The sequence below is a fragment of the Dyadobacter sp. SG02 genome, from assembly GCF_900109045.1.
Classification (GTDB): domain Bacteria; phylum Bacteroidota; class Bacteroidia; order Cytophagales; family Spirosomataceae; genus Dyadobacter.
Genome location: NZ_FNYL01000009.1, coordinates 246465 through 263407, shown reverse-complemented (window position 1 = coordinate 263407; position 16943 = coordinate 246465). Strand labels below are relative to the sequence as shown.

15 protein-coding genes are annotated in these 16943 nt (G+C 51.2%); 2 read left to right on the top strand and 13 right to left on the bottom strand.

The annotated features are described in order from the left end of the window. Positions 1 to 39: 39 nt before the first annotated feature. The 4 genes from BMW93_RS21890 to BMW93_RS21875 all read right to left on the bottom strand — a co-directional run bounded on the left by BMW93_RS21890 (position 40) and on the right by BMW93_RS21875 (position 4581). Positions 40 to 1407 (bottom strand): sugar transferase, encoded by a 1368-nt coding sequence (locus BMW93_RS21890; RefSeq protein WP_090381315.1) that lies wholly within the window; start codon positions 1405 to 1407, stop codon positions 40 to 42. 307 nt (positions 1408 to 1714) lie between these two features. Beyond that, the gene (locus BMW93_RS21885; protein ID WP_090381312.1) at positions 1715 to 2965 is read right to left on the bottom strand and encodes a WcaI family glycosyltransferase; all 1251 of its coding nucleotides are present in this window, start codon (positions 2963 to 2965) and stop codon (positions 1715 to 1717) included. Positions 2966 to 3000: 35 nt separating this feature from the next. Then, complete coding sequence (locus tag BMW93_RS21880) at positions 3001 to 3399, bottom strand: VanZ family protein (protein ID WP_090381310.1); 399 nt, start codon at positions 3397 to 3399, stop codon at positions 3001 to 3003. Positions 3400 to 3408: 9 nt separating this feature from the next. Then, a complete protein-coding gene (locus BMW93_RS21875; protein WP_090381307.1) occupies positions 3409 to 4581 on the bottom strand; it encodes a glycosyltransferase in 1173 nt (390 codons plus the stop codon). A gap of 528 nt (positions 4582 to 5109) precedes the next feature. Here BMW93_RS21875 and BMW93_RS21870 point away from each other — a divergent pair. Both BMW93_RS21870 and BMW93_RS21865 read left to right on the top strand, forming a co-directional pair. Next, complete coding sequence (locus BMW93_RS21870) at positions 5110 to 6075, top strand: phytanoyl-CoA dioxygenase family protein (protein WP_090381305.1); 966 nt, start codon at positions 5110 to 5112, stop codon at positions 6073 to 6075. 10 nt (positions 6076 to 6085) lie between these two features. Then, on the top strand, positions 6086 to 7129 hold the full coding sequence (locus BMW93_RS21865) for an acyltransferase (protein ID WP_090381302.1): 1044 nt from the start codon (positions 6086 to 6088) through the stop codon (positions 7127 to 7129). Here the strand turns inward: BMW93_RS21865 and BMW93_RS21860 are convergent. Genes BMW93_RS21860 through BMW93_RS21820 form a run of 9 tightly spaced genes read right to left on the bottom strand, consistent with a single transcriptional unit; the run spans position 7110 to position 16927 of the window. Then, entirely contained in the window at positions 7110 to 7973 is an 864-nt protein-coding gene (locus BMW93_RS21860) for a glycosyltransferase family 2 protein (RefSeq protein ID WP_090381521.1), read from the bottom strand. The two genes, BMW93_RS21865 and BMW93_RS21860, sit on opposite strands and share 20 nt — an antisense overlap. A 12-nt stretch (positions 7974 to 7985) precedes the next feature. Next, entirely contained in the window at positions 7986 to 8861 is an 876-nt protein-coding gene (locus tag BMW93_RS21855) for an aldo/keto reductase (RefSeq protein ID WP_090381300.1), read from the bottom strand. Further along, positions 8858 to 10510, bottom strand: a complete 1653-nt coding sequence (locus BMW93_RS21850; protein ID WP_090381297.1) for a GMC oxidoreductase — start codon at positions 10508 to 10510, stop codon at positions 8858 to 8860. Before BMW93_RS21850 ends, BMW93_RS21855 begins: the two co-directional genes overlap by 4 nt. After that, the gene (locus BMW93_RS21845) at positions 10488 to 11075 is read right to left on the bottom strand and encodes a putative colanic acid biosynthesis acetyltransferase (protein ID WP_090381295.1); all 588 of its coding nucleotides are present in this window, start codon (positions 11073 to 11075) and stop codon (positions 10488 to 10490) included. The genes BMW93_RS21850 and BMW93_RS21845 overlap by 23 nt, the downstream gene beginning before the upstream one ends. After that, positions 11053 to 12273, bottom strand: coding sequence for a glycosyltransferase family 1 protein (locus tag BMW93_RS21840; RefSeq protein WP_090381292.1), 1221 nt, complete (start codon positions 12271 to 12273; stop codon positions 11053 to 11055). The genes BMW93_RS21845 and BMW93_RS21840 overlap by 23 nt, the downstream gene beginning before the upstream one ends. A gap of 13 nt (positions 12274 to 12286) precedes the next feature. Continuing rightward, positions 12287 to 13639, bottom strand: a complete 1353-nt coding sequence (locus BMW93_RS21835) for a hypothetical protein (RefSeq protein WP_229240673.1) — start codon at positions 13637 to 13639, stop codon at positions 12287 to 12289. A 5-nt stretch (positions 13640 to 13644) separates the two neighbouring features. Next, positions 13645 to 14895: a glycosyltransferase family 4 protein gene (locus tag BMW93_RS21830; RefSeq protein WP_090381291.1), complete on the bottom strand. Its 1251-nt coding sequence runs from the start codon at positions 14893 to 14895 to the stop codon at positions 13645 to 13647. Then, positions 14892 to 15887: a glycosyltransferase family 2 protein gene (locus BMW93_RS21825; protein WP_090381287.1), complete on the bottom strand. Its 996-nt coding sequence runs from the start codon at positions 15885 to 15887 to the stop codon at positions 14892 to 14894. Before BMW93_RS21825 ends, BMW93_RS21830 begins: the two co-directional genes overlap by 4 nt. Before the next feature lie 8 nt (positions 15888 to 15895). Next, the gene (locus tag BMW93_RS21820) at positions 15896 to 16927 is read right to left on the bottom strand and encodes a hypothetical protein (protein WP_090381285.1); all 1032 of its coding nucleotides are present in this window, start codon (positions 16925 to 16927) and stop codon (positions 15896 to 15898) included. Between the last annotated feature and the right edge of the window lie 16 nt (positions 16928 to 16943).

Sequence of the window (16943 nt, the reverse complement as noted above, 5' to 3'; positions counted from 1 at the left end):
TCAGATTGAATGGTTGAAAATTTCCTGAAAATTCGTTCGTCACCTGCCCCGGCCCTGCACCATCACCTGGATGGTCTGGGCGATGAGCATCACGTCGGTCAGCATGCTGTATTTACCCAGGTATTTCAGGTCGTGACGAAGGCGTTGCACGTTCTCGTCGATACTGGATGCGTAACCCACTTTTATCTGCCCTATCGACGTAATACCGGGCTTTACCGTCAGCAGCGTCATAAACTCCTGAGGTACTTCCCGCATGAGCATATCTACATCATATTTGAACAAAGGCCGGGGACCAACGATGGACATATCCCCTTTGAAAACATTCAGAAACTGAGGCAATTCATCGAGCCTTGACCGCCTGAGGAGCCTTCCTACGGGCGTGATACGCGGGTCGTCGTCACCCCTTGAATGCTGTAACCCGAATTTTTCCGCATCCTCATACATCGTCCGGAATTTGATTACTTTGAACGTTTTGCCCCATCTGCCGGAACGTTCCTGAAGAAAGAACACCGGACCCGGCGAAGATAGCCAGACCAGCAGGATCATGAGCCCAAATACGGGCGCACACAGGACCATCAGGATCACTGAAAATATCAGGTCGAAAACCCGCTTGATGGTCTCGTCCTGCATGCTGGAAAACGGCTTGGTGTTGAGCTGGATAATCGGATACATGTCATGGTATTCGATCGTGGCCAGGTTGTCTATAAACCCTCTGAAATCGGGGATCAGCCGGACCTGGGCTTTTTGTCGTTCGGCAAAGCGGATGACACCTTTAACCAGCGTGTCGTTCATTTCCGAAAGGCAGCAGTAAATGTAATCCGGCTGCGCTTTTTCGAGGAAATTTTCCAGCAACATGGCCTCGTCCTGCCGGTCGCAAACTTCGAAATTTCCGCACTTTCTGTAACCCAGCTCCTTGCGCTCTGCGTAAAATCCGTCGATAAAACCCGCTAACCCGCCCTTACCGATGATTGCGTAAGTGCGCAGATTGTTGCCCGCCATTCTGTGAAACTGAATGATGTAGAGCGTCAGTACCCGCGCAAACATGGCAATGAATACAAAAAAGGCATAGGTCATCAAAAATTGTTTGCGGGATACATCATCGCCTTTCTGGCTGAAATATAAAAAAGCAAGAATGCAGCAAATATGAATAATGCACGCTTTGAGCAGGGTCAATATCTGACGGTATACACTATACGATATTCGATTGAACTGATAAGTCTTAAAAGTCGAGGTAACGGCGACCCAAAATAGATTGCCGATCAGCAGGAGATTGGAATACAGATGATCGGGAACTTCGATCCAGGTGTCGAAGCGAACATAATACGCGACCGCGAAAGATACGTTGAAGCTGAGAATGTCGGCCCACAGGTGTGCCTTCGGCAATAGTCCGGTATAACGATTTTTCATAAATCCTAGTCGATGAGATTATTGCGCTGCCCGGGTCGACCGGGCGCTTACTTAGTATAGTACCAGAAAGAATAGCATAGCGTCAGGTTTGTCGCTCCGTATTATGGCTTTGTCCGGGATAATTTATCCATAAATTTAAAGGGTAAAAGAGCGGAATGCATCAAAGTAAAATGGCATGGGGGAGAAAGCCATTCTTCAAGCCAGTGGATTAAATATAAGAATTAAATTATTATAAATCAATTACTTATATTTTATTATTAAAATTAAACTGATTAGGATTCGCATTCTGCCAGGACGCAGAGTGTTGTCAGGCCGAAGTAAGGAGCGTCCGTTCAAAATTGCCTATGATTGTATTCTTGGCGAGGTATTTCAGGGCGTATTTTCTGGCATTCTTTCGGAGAATATTTATATCCTCTGTTAATGCGGTTTCAATACCACGCACCAGCGCTGCCGCATTTTCCGGCTCGACGAGTATGCCCATCCGGTGAAGCGAAATGACATTGTACAGCGTTGTGCCAGGCAGGGCGGATACGATTGCGCAGCCGGCTGCGGCCAGGATACCGGTTAGTTTGGAGGGCATCACAAGGTCTGAGGCGCCTTTTTTTTGCAAGACCAGATGGACGTCTGCCATCGATAGCAGCGCCGATAGGTTTTCACTGGGTTGTAAAGGATAAAATTTGACGTTTGCCAATCCCGCTTCGTCGACCATTTTCATGAGCTTGTTCCTGCCGCCACCCGAACCTGAAATAACAAAATGAATGTCTGGCCGGTCGGCGAACAGGTGGGCTACTTCGATAATGATTTCAAGTCCTTGCTTTTCACCCAGGTTGCCAGAATACAAAATTACCTTGTCCTGGTAGCCTATCCCGAACGCTTTTCGAAGGGAAAGCTCCGGTCGCAATGGCCGGATAATTCTCGAATCGACCCAATTTGGAAAGAGGATCACCTTGGCATTGTCGATCCCTTTTTCCCTGATTTTCCGCTGCATACCCTCACTGATCGTCGAAACCTGCGTTCCACGGTCAAAAATGACCTTTTCCATGGCAAACATTATCCTCAGGAAATGCCGGTTGGTGATCATACCCAGGTCTTTGGCCGCGTCCACCTGCAAGTCCTGAATGTGGTTCACAAACCTGACACCGCGTATTTTGGCGTAAATCAATGGAAGAAAAGCAATGTGAAACGGCGGACTGATACAAAGCACGACGTCGAACCGCCGCTGAAAAAGGAACATAAGCCAGACCGGAAAAATACCGAGCAGGAATGAAAATTCGTGTATGATCCTTTTGACCGAAGTAACTTCTTTCGGTACATATAACGGGCAACGGTGGACTGTAACCTCGTCCAGTATTTCCTTTGTCCACCATTTTCCCTTGTGGACGGGGTGGATTTCCCAATCGGGATAATAGGGGTGGGCGGTTACGACATTGACATCGTGGCCCTGGCTTGCCAGCCAGGCGCACATTTCGCCGGTATACTTTCCAATACCGGTCAACTCCGGCGCATAGTTGATACCGTAGATCAGTATCCGTTTTCGGGCGGTGGTTTTTTCTCTCATGGGACAGTTGTGTGGAAGGTTTTGAAATGATCGCGTTAGCGCGACGCGCTGCGCAGGACACGTGTAAGCGCCATCGCTGCAAATATGCCTGTGGCGGCTCCCGATATCCCCCATAGAATATCGCCCGTATCGAAATGACGTTTTGGAAGGAATACCTGGCCTATTTCCGCGGTGAGCACAACCAGGCTGAGGGCTATCAGCAGCCGGGCGCGTTTCCGGCGCAGATCTGTGATACTTCTCTGAAAAAACAGGTCCCCGGTAAATCCCAGTAACGCAAAAGGAACGGCCGTCCTCAGATTGACATTTGCATTTGTCCATTTCCCAAGCCATTCGGGGAAATAGGGTTGAAAGCCGATATCCGGATCCGGAAGCCAGCTCAGGTACAGGACAATGCCTGCACCGAGAGCCAGGATAGGGTAAAAAATGTGCCTCATAGCTGGTTTTTAGGTTAAAACTGGTATTTCCGGCTGCACCAATGCCCGGTAAAGCTTTTCGGCTGCTTGCGGAACTGCATAATGTTCCCGGTAAATGGTCCTGGCCTGAAATGATAGCAGGGCTTTGTTTGCTCCTGCCAGGCTCAGCCATTCCAGCAGCATTTCGCGAATGCCTTCTGCCGTATCCTTCGCAATCAGACCGCCTCCATGGTCTTCAATCTGCTGCCAGATATTTACCTGATCTGAAATCAAAACGGGCTTTCCACATGCCAGGGCCTCGACGACGGCAATTCCGAAATTTTCCTGGTGACTGGGCAGTACAAATGCCTCACAACCGTAAAATGCGCCCCATTTGGCATTGCCTGACAGCATTCCCGGGAAGGTGACATCCGGATCTGCGCGTGCAAGTTTCCTGAGGTGGACGCCGAAGGGCGTGTCCATGCCCGGGCCGGCTATCACCAATGCGGGAAGGTCGTCTCTCCGTGTTTTCAGGTCCAGATAAGCAGTCAGGAGCAGATCAACGCCTTTTTTGACATCGATCCGGCCCAGAAAAAGTAAATACCGGCGATTTGCCGCGGTACTTCGTTTGGCAAAAGCGCGATTCATTTCGCGGTCATACGTCGGCGGCGCATCTACACCCAGACCAACCACCCGTTCCGATTTTGGCCGATAGGGACGGAAAGTGGTTCGGGCCAGCTGTTTTTCGGTTTCGCATGTAAAAAGAAGGCCGTCTGCCATGTGTATGACCCTTTGTTCGAACACGTGCCAGATCAGCCAGTTGCGAATTGCCTTGATCTTTCGCCCTTTCGCCTTTTGAAACCAGGGGTCGAGCATACCATGAGGCATCACGAAAAGCCTGGGCCGTACACCTGGAATGCGAGCGAGCGCATGGTAAACAGCATACGTATGATGTTGCCACAAGCCATGTACCAGCACTGCGTCGTACCGCGTAATGTTCTGTCTGAGCCAGTTGGACAGCGCCAAACTGAACTGCCAGCTGGTTTTGCCCGGACCGGTAAAGTGTGTATTGAATGAGTCGTTTGCCGTGGAGGACGGCAAACCGGTAGAAACCACTTCGCTGACTACCCCGAGCCCGTCAAGGCCGCGGATCATCGTGCGGACAGCCTGGCTGATGCCGCCTGCCCTTGGGTCCATTCCCGATACCACATGGATAATCTTCATAACCGGAGGGATATAGTTCATGCAGGGGCACACAGAAAACCTGCATACCGATGAGGTACGTATATCAATTAGCGTTAGTGTATTGACGGAAGAACGTTGAGTGTTGTGGGAATTAGGGAAATGAATTTCAGGCCATCCGGGAACCGGTCGGCAAGGCTTTTTGAAGGGGGGCAAAAGCCTTTTTGCAATACCTGAATTTTGAAAATTGTAAGAACTGCCGGGGGGAAGCAGGAGATGCGGATGCTTGTCGCTTTACGGCTGAAAGCATAAATCTAATCTAGCGATTTTGCCGCTGAAAGACTAATAAAATGGGGTGAAATACCGTTTTGCGGGGGTGAAAACCAGGAAATTTTATGTCAGGTTTTTGTGAGAAGGCCGTTCCGAAATTTTAGCTGAAACGGGGGCTGGTTTTGGTGATTTTTTGCTATATTTAATTGATTATCAAATAGATAATTCCATTCCGCATAGTCAGCCATTTCCGGCTCATTTCCCTTCCAAACTTTCTTTCTTACTTTAAAGCTCCACATTATGGTCCAACCATTATTCAATGATGTTTTCAACGATTCGCAGGTTGATTCGATCGCCCGGGAGTTGAAATCGGGAAAAGGGTATTGCATTTTCGAAAATGCGCTTTCCGCGGAAACTGTATCGGCGATGGAAAGCATCGTATCGTCCGACGATTTGCTGATCAACAACAATAACCTGGGCTATGTTCGGGCATATTGGAGTAAATACCTGTCGCATACGCTGGCGTTGTCCGAAGAATGTTATGGCATCGTCACCTCCGCGAAAGTGTTGGGTATCTGCCGGCAATTTTTTAAAAACCCTTATAAAATCAGCAACCAACGTATTTATGAAACGCATACCAAGGCGCATTTGCCCTGGCATACCGATAATAACCTTCAATCCGGAAATGCTTACAGCGGAAAACACAGCCTTCCCGGAATCATGTTCCTGTTTTACCTGTCCGACGTGACAGATACCAATCCTTTTCAGCTGATACCTTGTTCGCAGGATTGGTCGGGGCAGAACATGGAGCGTTTTTTTACCGAAAGTTATGTTGCCGAGCATCATCAGGAAGAAATCGTGACGGTCGCAGGGCCAAAAGGGACCCTTATTATCTGCAATTCGCATATTATCCATCGGGCTAAACCATTTAACCGCCCGGGTTTTCGAAGGCTTAGCTTCCTTTTTCAGGTCGACGAAATATCGGAGATGCATCAGGGGCACGGTGAGAAAATTCTGCTCAATCCGGCATATGTACACGAGACCAACGGCGAAATCCTTACTTATCTCGGATTTGGGCTCCGGGCGGACTATCCGGCCTTCCCCGAAACCTCCGTTGCGACGATGTTGCCGGGTGAAATGCTCGCGCTTCAAACGCGGATTTTGCCAAAAGCGATTAAAGGACTCGCTATTGCATTGGCAAAGAGCGTGATACCAGGCTCGCTGATCAATAGTATCAGAAAGAGAATACACAAAGGATCTATTTAACAGCATACGGATGAAACCCTCCAACAGAATCGCCAATCTTGACTTTTACCGATTTCTAGCAATAACCCTGGTCATTTATTATCATGTAGGAGAGCGGTTTACACTCCATTGGGCCGTAGCGATCGGTAAATACGGCGTCGAATTGTTCTTTGTGCTGAGTGGCTTTCTCATCGCGGATATTTACTATCGCAAATCGGACGGAAACCTGGCCCGCTTTTGGCTTCAACGGTTTCTGAGAACTTATCCGCCTTATCTTGTTGCGCTGGCATTATCGTATTCGGCGGTTTTTGTGAGCAGAAGCGAGCCGTTTGACCCCGGCTTCCTTTTTTTCTTCCAAAACTTTTACTCAGTGATCCCGTTTTTTAAAATTTCGTGGTCGTTGTGTATCGAGGAGCATTTCTATCTCGTTTTTCCGCTCATCGTACTTTTGCTGGCAAAGGTGCCCCGCCGGAATCTTTACCTGGCGCTTTGGATCGCGGTTACACTCACGCCGACTCTGATACGGTACTATGAAGGGAATTTCGCAATAGGGGAGTTTGGCTATTTTCATACCGCCACTATTTTCAGGTTCGACGGGATTGCATTGGGTTGTACGATCGCGTACGTTTTCAATCATTACAAGTTTTCCGTCAGGCCCGGTACTTATGCAAGCATTATTTCAACGGCGCTTTTTATCGGCATGGCATATTGGCTGACGGATTTGGATTCAAGGCTGAAATATTCCCTCGGTTATTTTCTTCTCGTTTGTTCAGCGGGAATGCTGCTCATCTGTTTTTTCCATGCGCCTGTTTTCGTGTTTAGTAAATTAAATTTTGTCAGGCGCGTCGCGTGGATGGCTTACTCACTTTACCTCACACACGCCCTGGTGCTCAATTTGTTCGATAGACTATTTCATCAATTTCCCGCGTATGCGCTGTTCGTTACATTACCGGCCTGCATGCTTGCGATCTACCTTGCGGGCCTGGCTTTTTACAAAACCGTGGAGCAGCCCAGTATCAGCCTGCGCGATAACATCCTCAATTACCGGGCCCGGTTCAGAAGATCGTCGGGTTAACGACCGTCGACTGATGCGGCTGGCCGTTTTTCTGATGCTTTTTGCCTCTGAGCTCCCTCATTTTGATTTGCACCAGAAATTCGTAGTAAGCCATGTTGACACAGTAGATCAATCCCGGCATTCCTTCCAAAAATCCGAGGTTAAACAAGTAAGCCTGTACAAACCTGAGCAGCGGCCAGCCCGGCACATCGCTCAGCCAGGATTTGAGCGCGGGAATGCTTTCGCTGGAATGCTTTGAAAAAATATGCCCGAATGGCGGACGGTTATAAATACGGCTGGACGCCTCCTGGTCGGAATACCGGTTATGGCGATTGATCCAGTGGGACCAGCCTTTGGAAAATCCATAATGCAGGTATGGTTCTCTCAGGTATTCGATACGGCCGATGATCTTGTCTTCTTTCTGACCATGCCCGAAATCCTTGAACCTTGCCCGGTCCCTTCTTAAGAGCCGGAATTGCCATCTGGGGAAATTGTCGCAGTGTTTCAGCCATTTGTTTTCATAAATCATTTTCCAGCAGCAATAAAACCCGGCAACATCAGGACCGGCAGACAAGATCGCCTGCCGCATCGCTACAAAAAAATCCTGTGTCATGACCTCGTCCGCATCCAGGAAAAGTATCCAGTCGTACCGGAAAGGAATGTGGTCTAGCGCATAGTTTCGTTGCTTGCCGAAACTTTCAAACTGATTGTACCAGATCTTCGCAGAACGGGCCTTGCCTATTTCGATGGTGCGGTCGGTGCTGCCCGAGTCCAGGATGTGAATGTCATTAGACCATTTGACTGATGCCAGGCAAAGCGGAAGGTCCTGTTCTTCATTTTTGGTGAGGATTGCGACTGAGATCATTGCTTCCATGTTTTAAGGTAAATAATTATCGGGATCGGGAACGGAAGTGTGAGTGGCGATTTCCGCATTTTCGATCAGATGTTTTTCGCTGAACATCGAACATAGCACGACACTCTTCGGAAAATCCCTGATCAGTTTTTCAATTTTTTTACCGGGGCTGATGGCAACGCCCGCGCCCCGCAATGGTGAAAAAAATATGTTGGGCTGTCCGGAACGCTCCTCAACCAGATCGCGGTAACCCTGCTCGGAACGAGGGCTGTCGATTTGCAGGATGTCGAAACGGTCGTAGTAGGACTCGTGCAGATATTTTTGCGATTGCTTGAAAGCCAGGCCAAATGCCCTGATTTTACCATCGGCCTTTAAACGTGCGGCAGTATCGAAGATCTCGTCGATATTGGTAATACCGTAAAGCGGTTCGTGCACCATAAAATAGTCGAGGTAATCGGTTTTAAGCGCTTTAAGGCTTTTTTCCAGACTCTTACGCATTTCCGTTCCGTTGATTTCGATCCTTTGCAGGAAAAGGTCGGCGGTGGTATTTCCCTCTTCCCGTGTGGGGCCCGTGTCTTCGTTCAGGCGTTTTTCTGAATCGCGCAGCAGCCGCACGATAGGCTTGATAGGACGCAGCAGCCCGGCTTTCCAGTTTGCTTTGATCCCGAATTTGCTCGCCAGCACGATCCGGTCGCGCTTGTTTTTGAAAACGCGTCCCACCAATGCTTCCGCGTCGCCGTATCCGTACGATCGCGCCAGGTCGAAGTGGGTTATGCCGTGTTCATAGGCCAGGCTCAGCGCCCGGCGGCATGTTTTCGAGTCGACCGAGCCCATTACCGGCGCACACCCCAGACCAAGCACGGATGAATGGATTCCTTCCACAAGTTCGATCTTTCTCATGGGGCGGTCGTTAAATGTTTCGCAAGCCGGCAGGCAAATACTCCCAACAGAAAGGTTGGATTGGCCTGCCCTGAGGTGGGGTACACCGAACTGCTGCATATGTATACATTTTTTGTTCCCCACAATTTCAGGTCCATATCCACCACGCCCCGGGCCGGGCTCTCGGCCATTCGCGTGGTGCCGGACTGATGCATTCCGTCCCTGGACATGCCTTTGATAGCTTCGAAAATCGCGTCCTCGCCAAACCAGTATTGCAACTCGCCACAGCCGCATTCCCGCAGCCAGTGATCCAGTGCCTCGTGCGTACGGATCACCGAGCGTATATCTTCATCGGCCAGAGAATAATCGATGTGCAATGTCTCACGGTCTTCGCCCAGGTACATGCGGTTGCGGTACTGGGGCAGTTGTTCTGCATGAAAATGCAGCGCGTACTTGTTTTCCGGTGAAAATAAAAAGACGCCCGGGAGCTTTCGTTTCAGTAGATACCGCTTGTAAAATATCGCGGCGGGAATGGTCAGCGAATGGGGCAACTCGCGAAGGATATTCAGTATATGGCGTTTCACCCCCGTTCTCATTCCTTTTGTAATGGATTCGGCTATCGCGGGAGGCGCCAGTTTTTTGCCCAATACGGGCGTGATCATGGCGAGGTACATCAGCGACATCGCTCCGTTGCGGTGTGCCGGGTTGTAATAGAGTGGGTTGTCAAGCCAAATAGCGGTATTGAGCAGGTTTTGTTCCTTCAAAAAATTGGAGGTGAACTGAAACCGGCGTCTGAGATAGGTTTTGTCTTTGCCTTTGAGAAAACCATAATCCGTCTTTTGCGGGTTTCCGTGAAAAACGACCGACGCCACTTTCCCTGAAATATGTCCCTGGTAGTAATGTCCCAGGGCTTCCGGTATTGAATCCAGGTTTTTGAAAAGCTGCTTGTTCCGAAGCAGTGCCCTGGTCGTTTCCTGCGTTCCGGCCGCCAGAACAAATCTTTTGGCCGTCACTTCCGATTCCGTCGCTGTGGACACATTGCGGATTTTTACCGAAGTAACAGTTCCCGCGGCATTAGGGGATTGCATATCTCTGATTTCGAAGCCTTGCAGAACATGGATATCACGTGTTTTTTTCAGCCGGTTCGAATAGCGGCTACCAAAGCGGGTGGGCATACTCCACCGCTCAACCACGGAGTCGGTGACGATGCCTTCCACAAAGCCTTCCGCAATATGGGTGCCCCTGAATTCTTCGATATCTTTAAGGTTGAAAATCGGTTCGCCGCATTCGAAATATTCGGCTGCTTTCGGCAGGTAGGGCCGCAGGCCGGCGAGCACGTCGGCTCCCCAGGTGCAGTCGTCACCTGTAACGCTGCGCTCCATAAAATCGATTTCGTCGTACATCACACACCTGCCACCCCAGGTCGCGGAGGTGCCGCCAAGACCTTTGTTGGTGCATTCGTAGGGATGATAATGATTGGCCGGATTGTCGATTTTGATGGAATCGTCGAGCGCATTGTGATGCTGGTTGCGGCCACGTCCGTACTCGACGAGCAGGATTTTTTTGCCGGGATTGTAGCGGCAGTATTCCAGCGCGGTAATAATCCCGGCCGGTCCTGCGCCCACAATACAGAGATCGTAGAGGATGTTAAGCGGATGGATCAGGTTCATGTTGGATCAGGAAGTTATGGCGTTTTCTAATGGAGTGAGCAGGATTCCCCGTGTAGACCATCCAGGGATCGAGGTTTTTCGAAGTAATGGCCCCTGCACCCAGCACGCTTCCCTCACCGCAGTTGACCCCGGCGAGAACAATGGCTTTGGAGCAGATCCAGGCATATGGGGAAATGTAGATTTGCTTTTTGATATAGGTAAATTCCAGACGGTTGTAATCGTGCGTGGCGCCGCACAGGAATGCGTGCTGGGAGATAATGGCGTGGTGCCCGAGATACACACCCCCGGGATTATAGATTTCCACATTCGGGCCGATCGTCACCACGTCTTCCGTTTCCAGCAACCAGGGCGCCCATATTTTACAATCGGGATAAATGAAGTTTGTCTTCCCGATTTTGGCGCCGAAGGCCCTGAGCACAAACACACGCCATGTGTGCAGGGGAGCGGGCGTCCACGAGCAGCATAAAAGCCAGCATGTTTTCCATAGCAGCCTTATGATTTTATTCCGGACTGAAAATACCGGTCTTTTATAGGGATCGGTATCATCGATATTGTGCTGAAACATCGGATTTGTCGTTAGGAGGAAGATTATCAACTGCCTGTCGCGCAATGGCTTCGTAAACCCTTTCAATCTTCGCTATCGTTTCCTGGCTGTCGAAGCGCTCCGCATTGCGCAGCCCCCGGTCGATGAGTTGCCGGCGTTCTTCCTTGGTATAATGCAGCAGCTGATCGATGACGTTGGCCGAATCCTTTGCCCATTGTTCCACCAGTTTTTCATCAGAAGGCCTTTTTTGGATAAAGAGGGCAGCATCTCCTGCTACTTCCATCATCGGCATATCGCTTGTTGTAATCACCGGCGTCCCGCTGGCCATAGCCTCGGCAATAGGCCAGCCGAAACCTTCGGCCATGGAAGGGAAAATGAATGCGGTGGCCGCCTGGTAGGCACGGGCCACAAAGTCGTCGGTTTGATCGATCAGGAAATGGATCCGGTGCCTGAAAGGCGATGCAGCCCACACTTTACGGATCACATGGTCAGGCGCCGGGCCGATCATCATAAGCGGCATAAGGTGATCGGGGTTTTCACACCATTGTGTGTATATCTCGATCATGCCTCTGCGGTTTTTGTTCCACTGGTTACCGCCTACATGGAGGAGATAGCCCCCTGAAAGGTCAATTCCTGTTTCTTTTGCCACGTAGGCAAGGGTTGCGGCGGTATTCCTGGCAGGTGTATAGGGTTGGACGAGGCCGTTATAAATCACTTTCGAAATCACCGGTACTGAATCCAGCAGCTCGTGGAGATCTTCACGGGTCTTTTCAGAAATGGATATAAAATGAGTTGCCCTGCGGAAACCCCGCCGGATAAATGCCTGGTATTTGCGGCCACTCCATGTGATAGGGTTTTCGGCCACCCGGCCCATCGCCGAAAATTGGGCCAGAAAATCGTGGCAATGCACCACGTGGGCATGGCTGTTGATCAGATACGACCAGATACCCAGAGAATGGTCGGTAAGCACAAATAATGTGCCTTCCGGCTGCTTTTTAACCTGTTTTTTTACCCAATAGGGGAAGAAGATATATTGATCTGCATAGCCCAGCCATTTTTTGAGTTTTGTCGGAACAGGCAGGTTAAAGCAACGCGGCTCCGGTATCCATAGCTGAACCCGGTGCCCCCGTTGCTCCATTCCTTCGGCCAGCCACCGTGCATAGCGCTGTGTGCTGATCGAGCCCAGGAAAACGGGATGGGAGAAAAAAACAATGTTCATGTTCGGGTGTAAATTAAGGAGTGACGGGGCCTTTGAGCGATGCGAGTATCAGGCCGCCCGACAGCACCGCAAAGCCCAGGGAGGCAGGTTGGGCCCATTGGCCCTGTAAAATGTTGATCAGCGAAAAACTCACGAGCATCCACGGAAGAAAATTCTCCCTTTGCATTGCCCTGACGGCGTCAAGGCTTAGTTTAAAAATCAGCCGGGCCCGGAGCAGGATCGTGATCAGCCCGAGTATCATACCCATTTCTCCGATGATCCGCCCCCATTCGCCCTCTGCGATCAGAAACCGGTTGGTACCCGTCAGCAACTTGGCACCCGCGTTCGTACCCATTCCAAGTCCTTTCCCTACGAACAGCGACTCGTCGCCCGTTTCGGTAATGGCCGAAACCATACCTCCCAGAAAGCGGTCGCCCAGAGTGCCTTTAAGCCCGCCTTCTACCATCGCAGCCGACTCGAAACGGGAGGTAAATGCTTCGACGGCTGTACGGAAGAAACCAAAACCCAATAAGCCAAAAAACAGCAGCACGCCGGCACCAAAGGCGAATAGCATGCGCGACAGATACCTGGGCCTGGCCATGGCGGCAATGAATGCAAATGCGACCGAAAGCACGACTTCGAAAAGAAGCGTCCGGCTGATCGATAGCGGAATAGCGGCCAGCAGGCAACAGGTTGAAACAACGAGCAAGCCTTTGGGCACGTAGCGGGTATCGTCCAGCCAGAAAAAAAACACATAAGCTGCTACCAGCCCGTAAAAAGAAGCCAGCCCTGTGATAAAGGAAAATGTTCCGGGAGGCCTGAAAAAGCCCATCGCACCGCTGAAACCGCCCCCGCGCAGGTCGCCCCCCAGTCCCCTGTTGACCCATGCGGATTGCGGGCTGTAAAACTGCACGGCCATCAGGATGGTCATCAAAGGGGTGATGATCAGTAACACTTTACCCACTTTGATTACGTGGTCATGATCGAATACAATCCCGATAAGGAACAGCAAAGGGAATTGAATAAGCATAATGCGCGCCCCGTAAACGGCAACGGTAAGGTCGCCGTGGCCCATGAACAGCGTAAGGAGGAACGATGCAAAAGTGATGAGCACGGCTGCCACGGTGTAGCCGTTACTCCTGAAAATACCTTCGCGGAATGCCAGCGCGAGCAACCATATTGCCACAGGATCGCGGACAATGAGCAATGGTGCCGCCAGGCCCGGGAGAAGCCATTTGCGCAATGCGCCTTCGAGTATCAATAGCCAGAAATACAGCCAGATACCCTTTGCGATGGTGTGCGAAACGGAGCGTTGCCGAAGCGCTGCCGAATGGGTTTCTCCATAAGTCATCTCCGCAAAACTTTCCCAGGTAGTTTTTCCGACCATTTCAGTTAGGATTTATTTGCAAGTGTTTCTTCTATTCCGGTGATAATGTTGTGTGCGTAAACCGTCCACGAGTAGGATGCGGCGTGTCGCTGGGCATGTTCCCCCATTTCTTCGAGGCGGTTGCGGTGGTCGAGGAACCAATGCAGTCTGTCGGCGATGGCCTCCGGGCACCGGATCGGGACTTCGAAGCCGGTTTTCCCTTCTATGATCAGGTCTTTTCCGCCGGTGTTGGCTGTGATGATCACGGGCAGTCCCTGGGTCATCGCTTCCTGTATCACCAGCGCCCGGCCTTCTACGATGGACGGAAGGCAAAGCACATCGCAGGTGCGCATCAGGCGCAGCACATCGGCGTGGGGCCGGGTGGGTTCGTAGGTAAAACCGGGATGCTGTTTTCTGTAAAAAGAAAGATCAAGCACCAGGCTTCCCATGATTACCAGCTCTATTTTGTTGGTATTCAGTATTTTAATTGCTTGTAAAAGATCGGCAAGCCCTTTTCGCTGGCTTAATGTCCCTGCGAACAACACCCGTAACGCACGGCCGGGGCGTGTCGATTTTTGGTTCAGGAAATGGCAGGGCGGGGAGCCGAACGGCGAGACGATCAGCTTTTTTCCCGTTATCATCCCGTTGAGGGAGTCGGCGACGAAGCTTCCGGGGGTGACTACCACATCGGCAAGTTCGAGTTCCATGCTTTTTCTTTCCAGTTTTTGCCCTGAATCGCTGATGCCGCCAGCGAGGGTTCCCGACCATTCGGGGAGGCGGATGGCTTCTTCCTCCAACAACCGCCGGCCCGTTTTCCAGAATGCGATCGGTAATTCGTACACACAGGTAATGCCCAGTTTGCGGGCCTGGCTGAATGTTTCCAAAGCGCCGTCCTCATAGGCGTAAACTACGTCCAGATCTGTTTTGATCAGACCAGGCAGTTGCCGGGCCACGTAGCGGTCCATTTCCTGGTATACTTTATCAATGGAGAAAAAGCCGGATTCATGCGCTGTCAGGCTGCGCATTCTGGTTTTTCCGGCAAATATCCTCGCGAGTTCGAACCAGGGATGGGTATGGGTGTGGGCCCGCAGCGCAGGATCAAAACTTCTGCGTTTCAGGTCGCCTAATCCGGGCAGACGGCTGGCTGTATCCGTTTTGGTCCCCTGGAAGGATGCGATGGTGGTGTAAAAGCCTTGCAGCTTGCGCGTGCGTGCGAGCTCGTTGGCGATCGCGCGCACATTGGCATTACCGGTAGGGTGGGATAGAAGGGCTTTCATAAGGCATGGCGCGTTACAGGTATCCAATTTTTGAGTTGCAGCTTCATGGCCGTCCGGATGTCCCGGTAGGATCGGATGACAGGACCGAAACCGTTTTTGTGCAGCCATATAAAACATTTTGTAATGGGTGTCGGGGAAAGTTCGAGAATGGAATGCTCCAATATGGCTTTCTCTTCTTCGCTGTAAATGGCCCACGAAAGGCATTCGGAATGGCGGACTGCGAATCGCTCCCGCGCGCGGGCTATCGCACCCGTATCCCAGCCGCGTTGCTCGAATGCACACGTGAGCGCCTGCGAGAACACCGCATACAATCCGTTGATCTCCGCCAGTTTTCGGCGGTTGCGCACCCTGCCGGGATCTGTCCAGACGCGGTAGGCCGACAATACCTTGTCGCAATAAACATTTCCATAGCCCGCAGCAGCAATCCTGACGGCGAGGTGGTAGTCTTCCCCGAAATTTTCGCGGCTATTCATATAACCCACTTTTTCCAGTACTTCTTTTTTGAAAATCAGGATGTTGGCCGCGACGCGGTAGCCTTTCAGCGCCGCTTTCAATGCGTCGTCACCTGTTTGAAACCCACTGGCGCGGAACAGGCTTCTCCGGGTTCCAGCATTGCCGGCCTGATCTATTTCCTGCACGGCTGCATGCGCGTAGCCGGCCTGCGGGTTTGCGGTCAGCAGCGCCGACAGCTGCGCTATATAGTCGGGCAAAAGCATGTCGTCGGAATCCAGGCGGACAATATGGTCGCCTTTGGCGGCTCGCAGGCAATGGTCTGTGTTGCGCACAATGCCTGTATTGACGGTTTGGCGGATCACCCTGAGGATGCAGATCTCGGTCGCGAGTCTTGCCAGTATTTCCGGTGTGCCGTCCGTGCTGCAATCGTCGCAGACGATGATCTCGTCGGGCAGTAACGACTGGCTCATGACGCTTCCGACAGCCTGCGCAATGTATGCGGACTGGTTGTAGGTCGGTATGCAAACGGAGACGGTCATAGCGAATTTCAGGAAATGCCTGCTGTCTGCAAAGCTGATTGCAGGATGCCGGCTGTGTAGGTGTTTTTTTGCCAGTTAATGCATTCCTTATAACCCGCCGCGCACAACGGGTGCAGGTCGCGTGCCATGTGCAGGCAGGGATGGCAGATCGCGTCGGCAGTTACCACTTTACCCTTGAATGCGGGGGATATGATCCTTGACCGGGGCGCTTCGGTGAGTACGATGGTACTCCTGGTGCTGGCCGTTTGCAGCAGATGCGACGGAAAACTGTCCGTACTGATCGTCCATTTTGCGGCGTGGGCAAGGCTGATAATATCCCCCGGCTCGTAAAACCGCACGGTCCTTAATCCGGCTTTTTCGAAGCTCGCGGCATCTTTGTCGCGTTCAAAGAAGCCGTAGTAGGCGTCGGGCATATTTTTGAGCGCCCACCACAGCGGGACAAACTGGCGGCTGGTGCCGTTCGGGAAAAACAGGATATGTTTATGCAGATCTTCCGGGATAAACAGCTGCGACGAAACCGGCACCGGACTACTGAATTTTTTCAAAAGCAGCGGAGAATGTTTCAGCAGCGACTCCGTGTATTGGCCGTAAGTAATATGTTTGAGCTGCCTGATACCGACAATGTCCGAGAAGCCCTGGTAAACCGACATCCATCCGGCATCCGGGATCTGGACGATACCGAGCTTGTCGGCCAGGTGGAAGATACCCGTGTTGATATAGTCTTTGAGCTCCTTTTTCTTTTTATCATGAATAACCAGCCGCTGATAGGGAGATACAAACCTGTTGCCGCGCAGAATAGGCATGGCCAGGTCCCGTATGCCCAGGTGTGTGTAGGTAATGTCGGCTTTGCAGGATTGGTCCGTGACAATCGTGATCAGGTCGGCGAATGCAAATTCCGCCAGCTCGCCCATGTGTGCGGGCACGATGATCCGCAAATTGTAATCGGCGACCATTTCCGCTGTAACGTAAAAGCTCAGCAACCGCATCCAGACATCGCCGTTGCCGCCACTTGTTGAATCGATTGTCAGGAATGTCTTCATAAGGTATCGGTTAGAA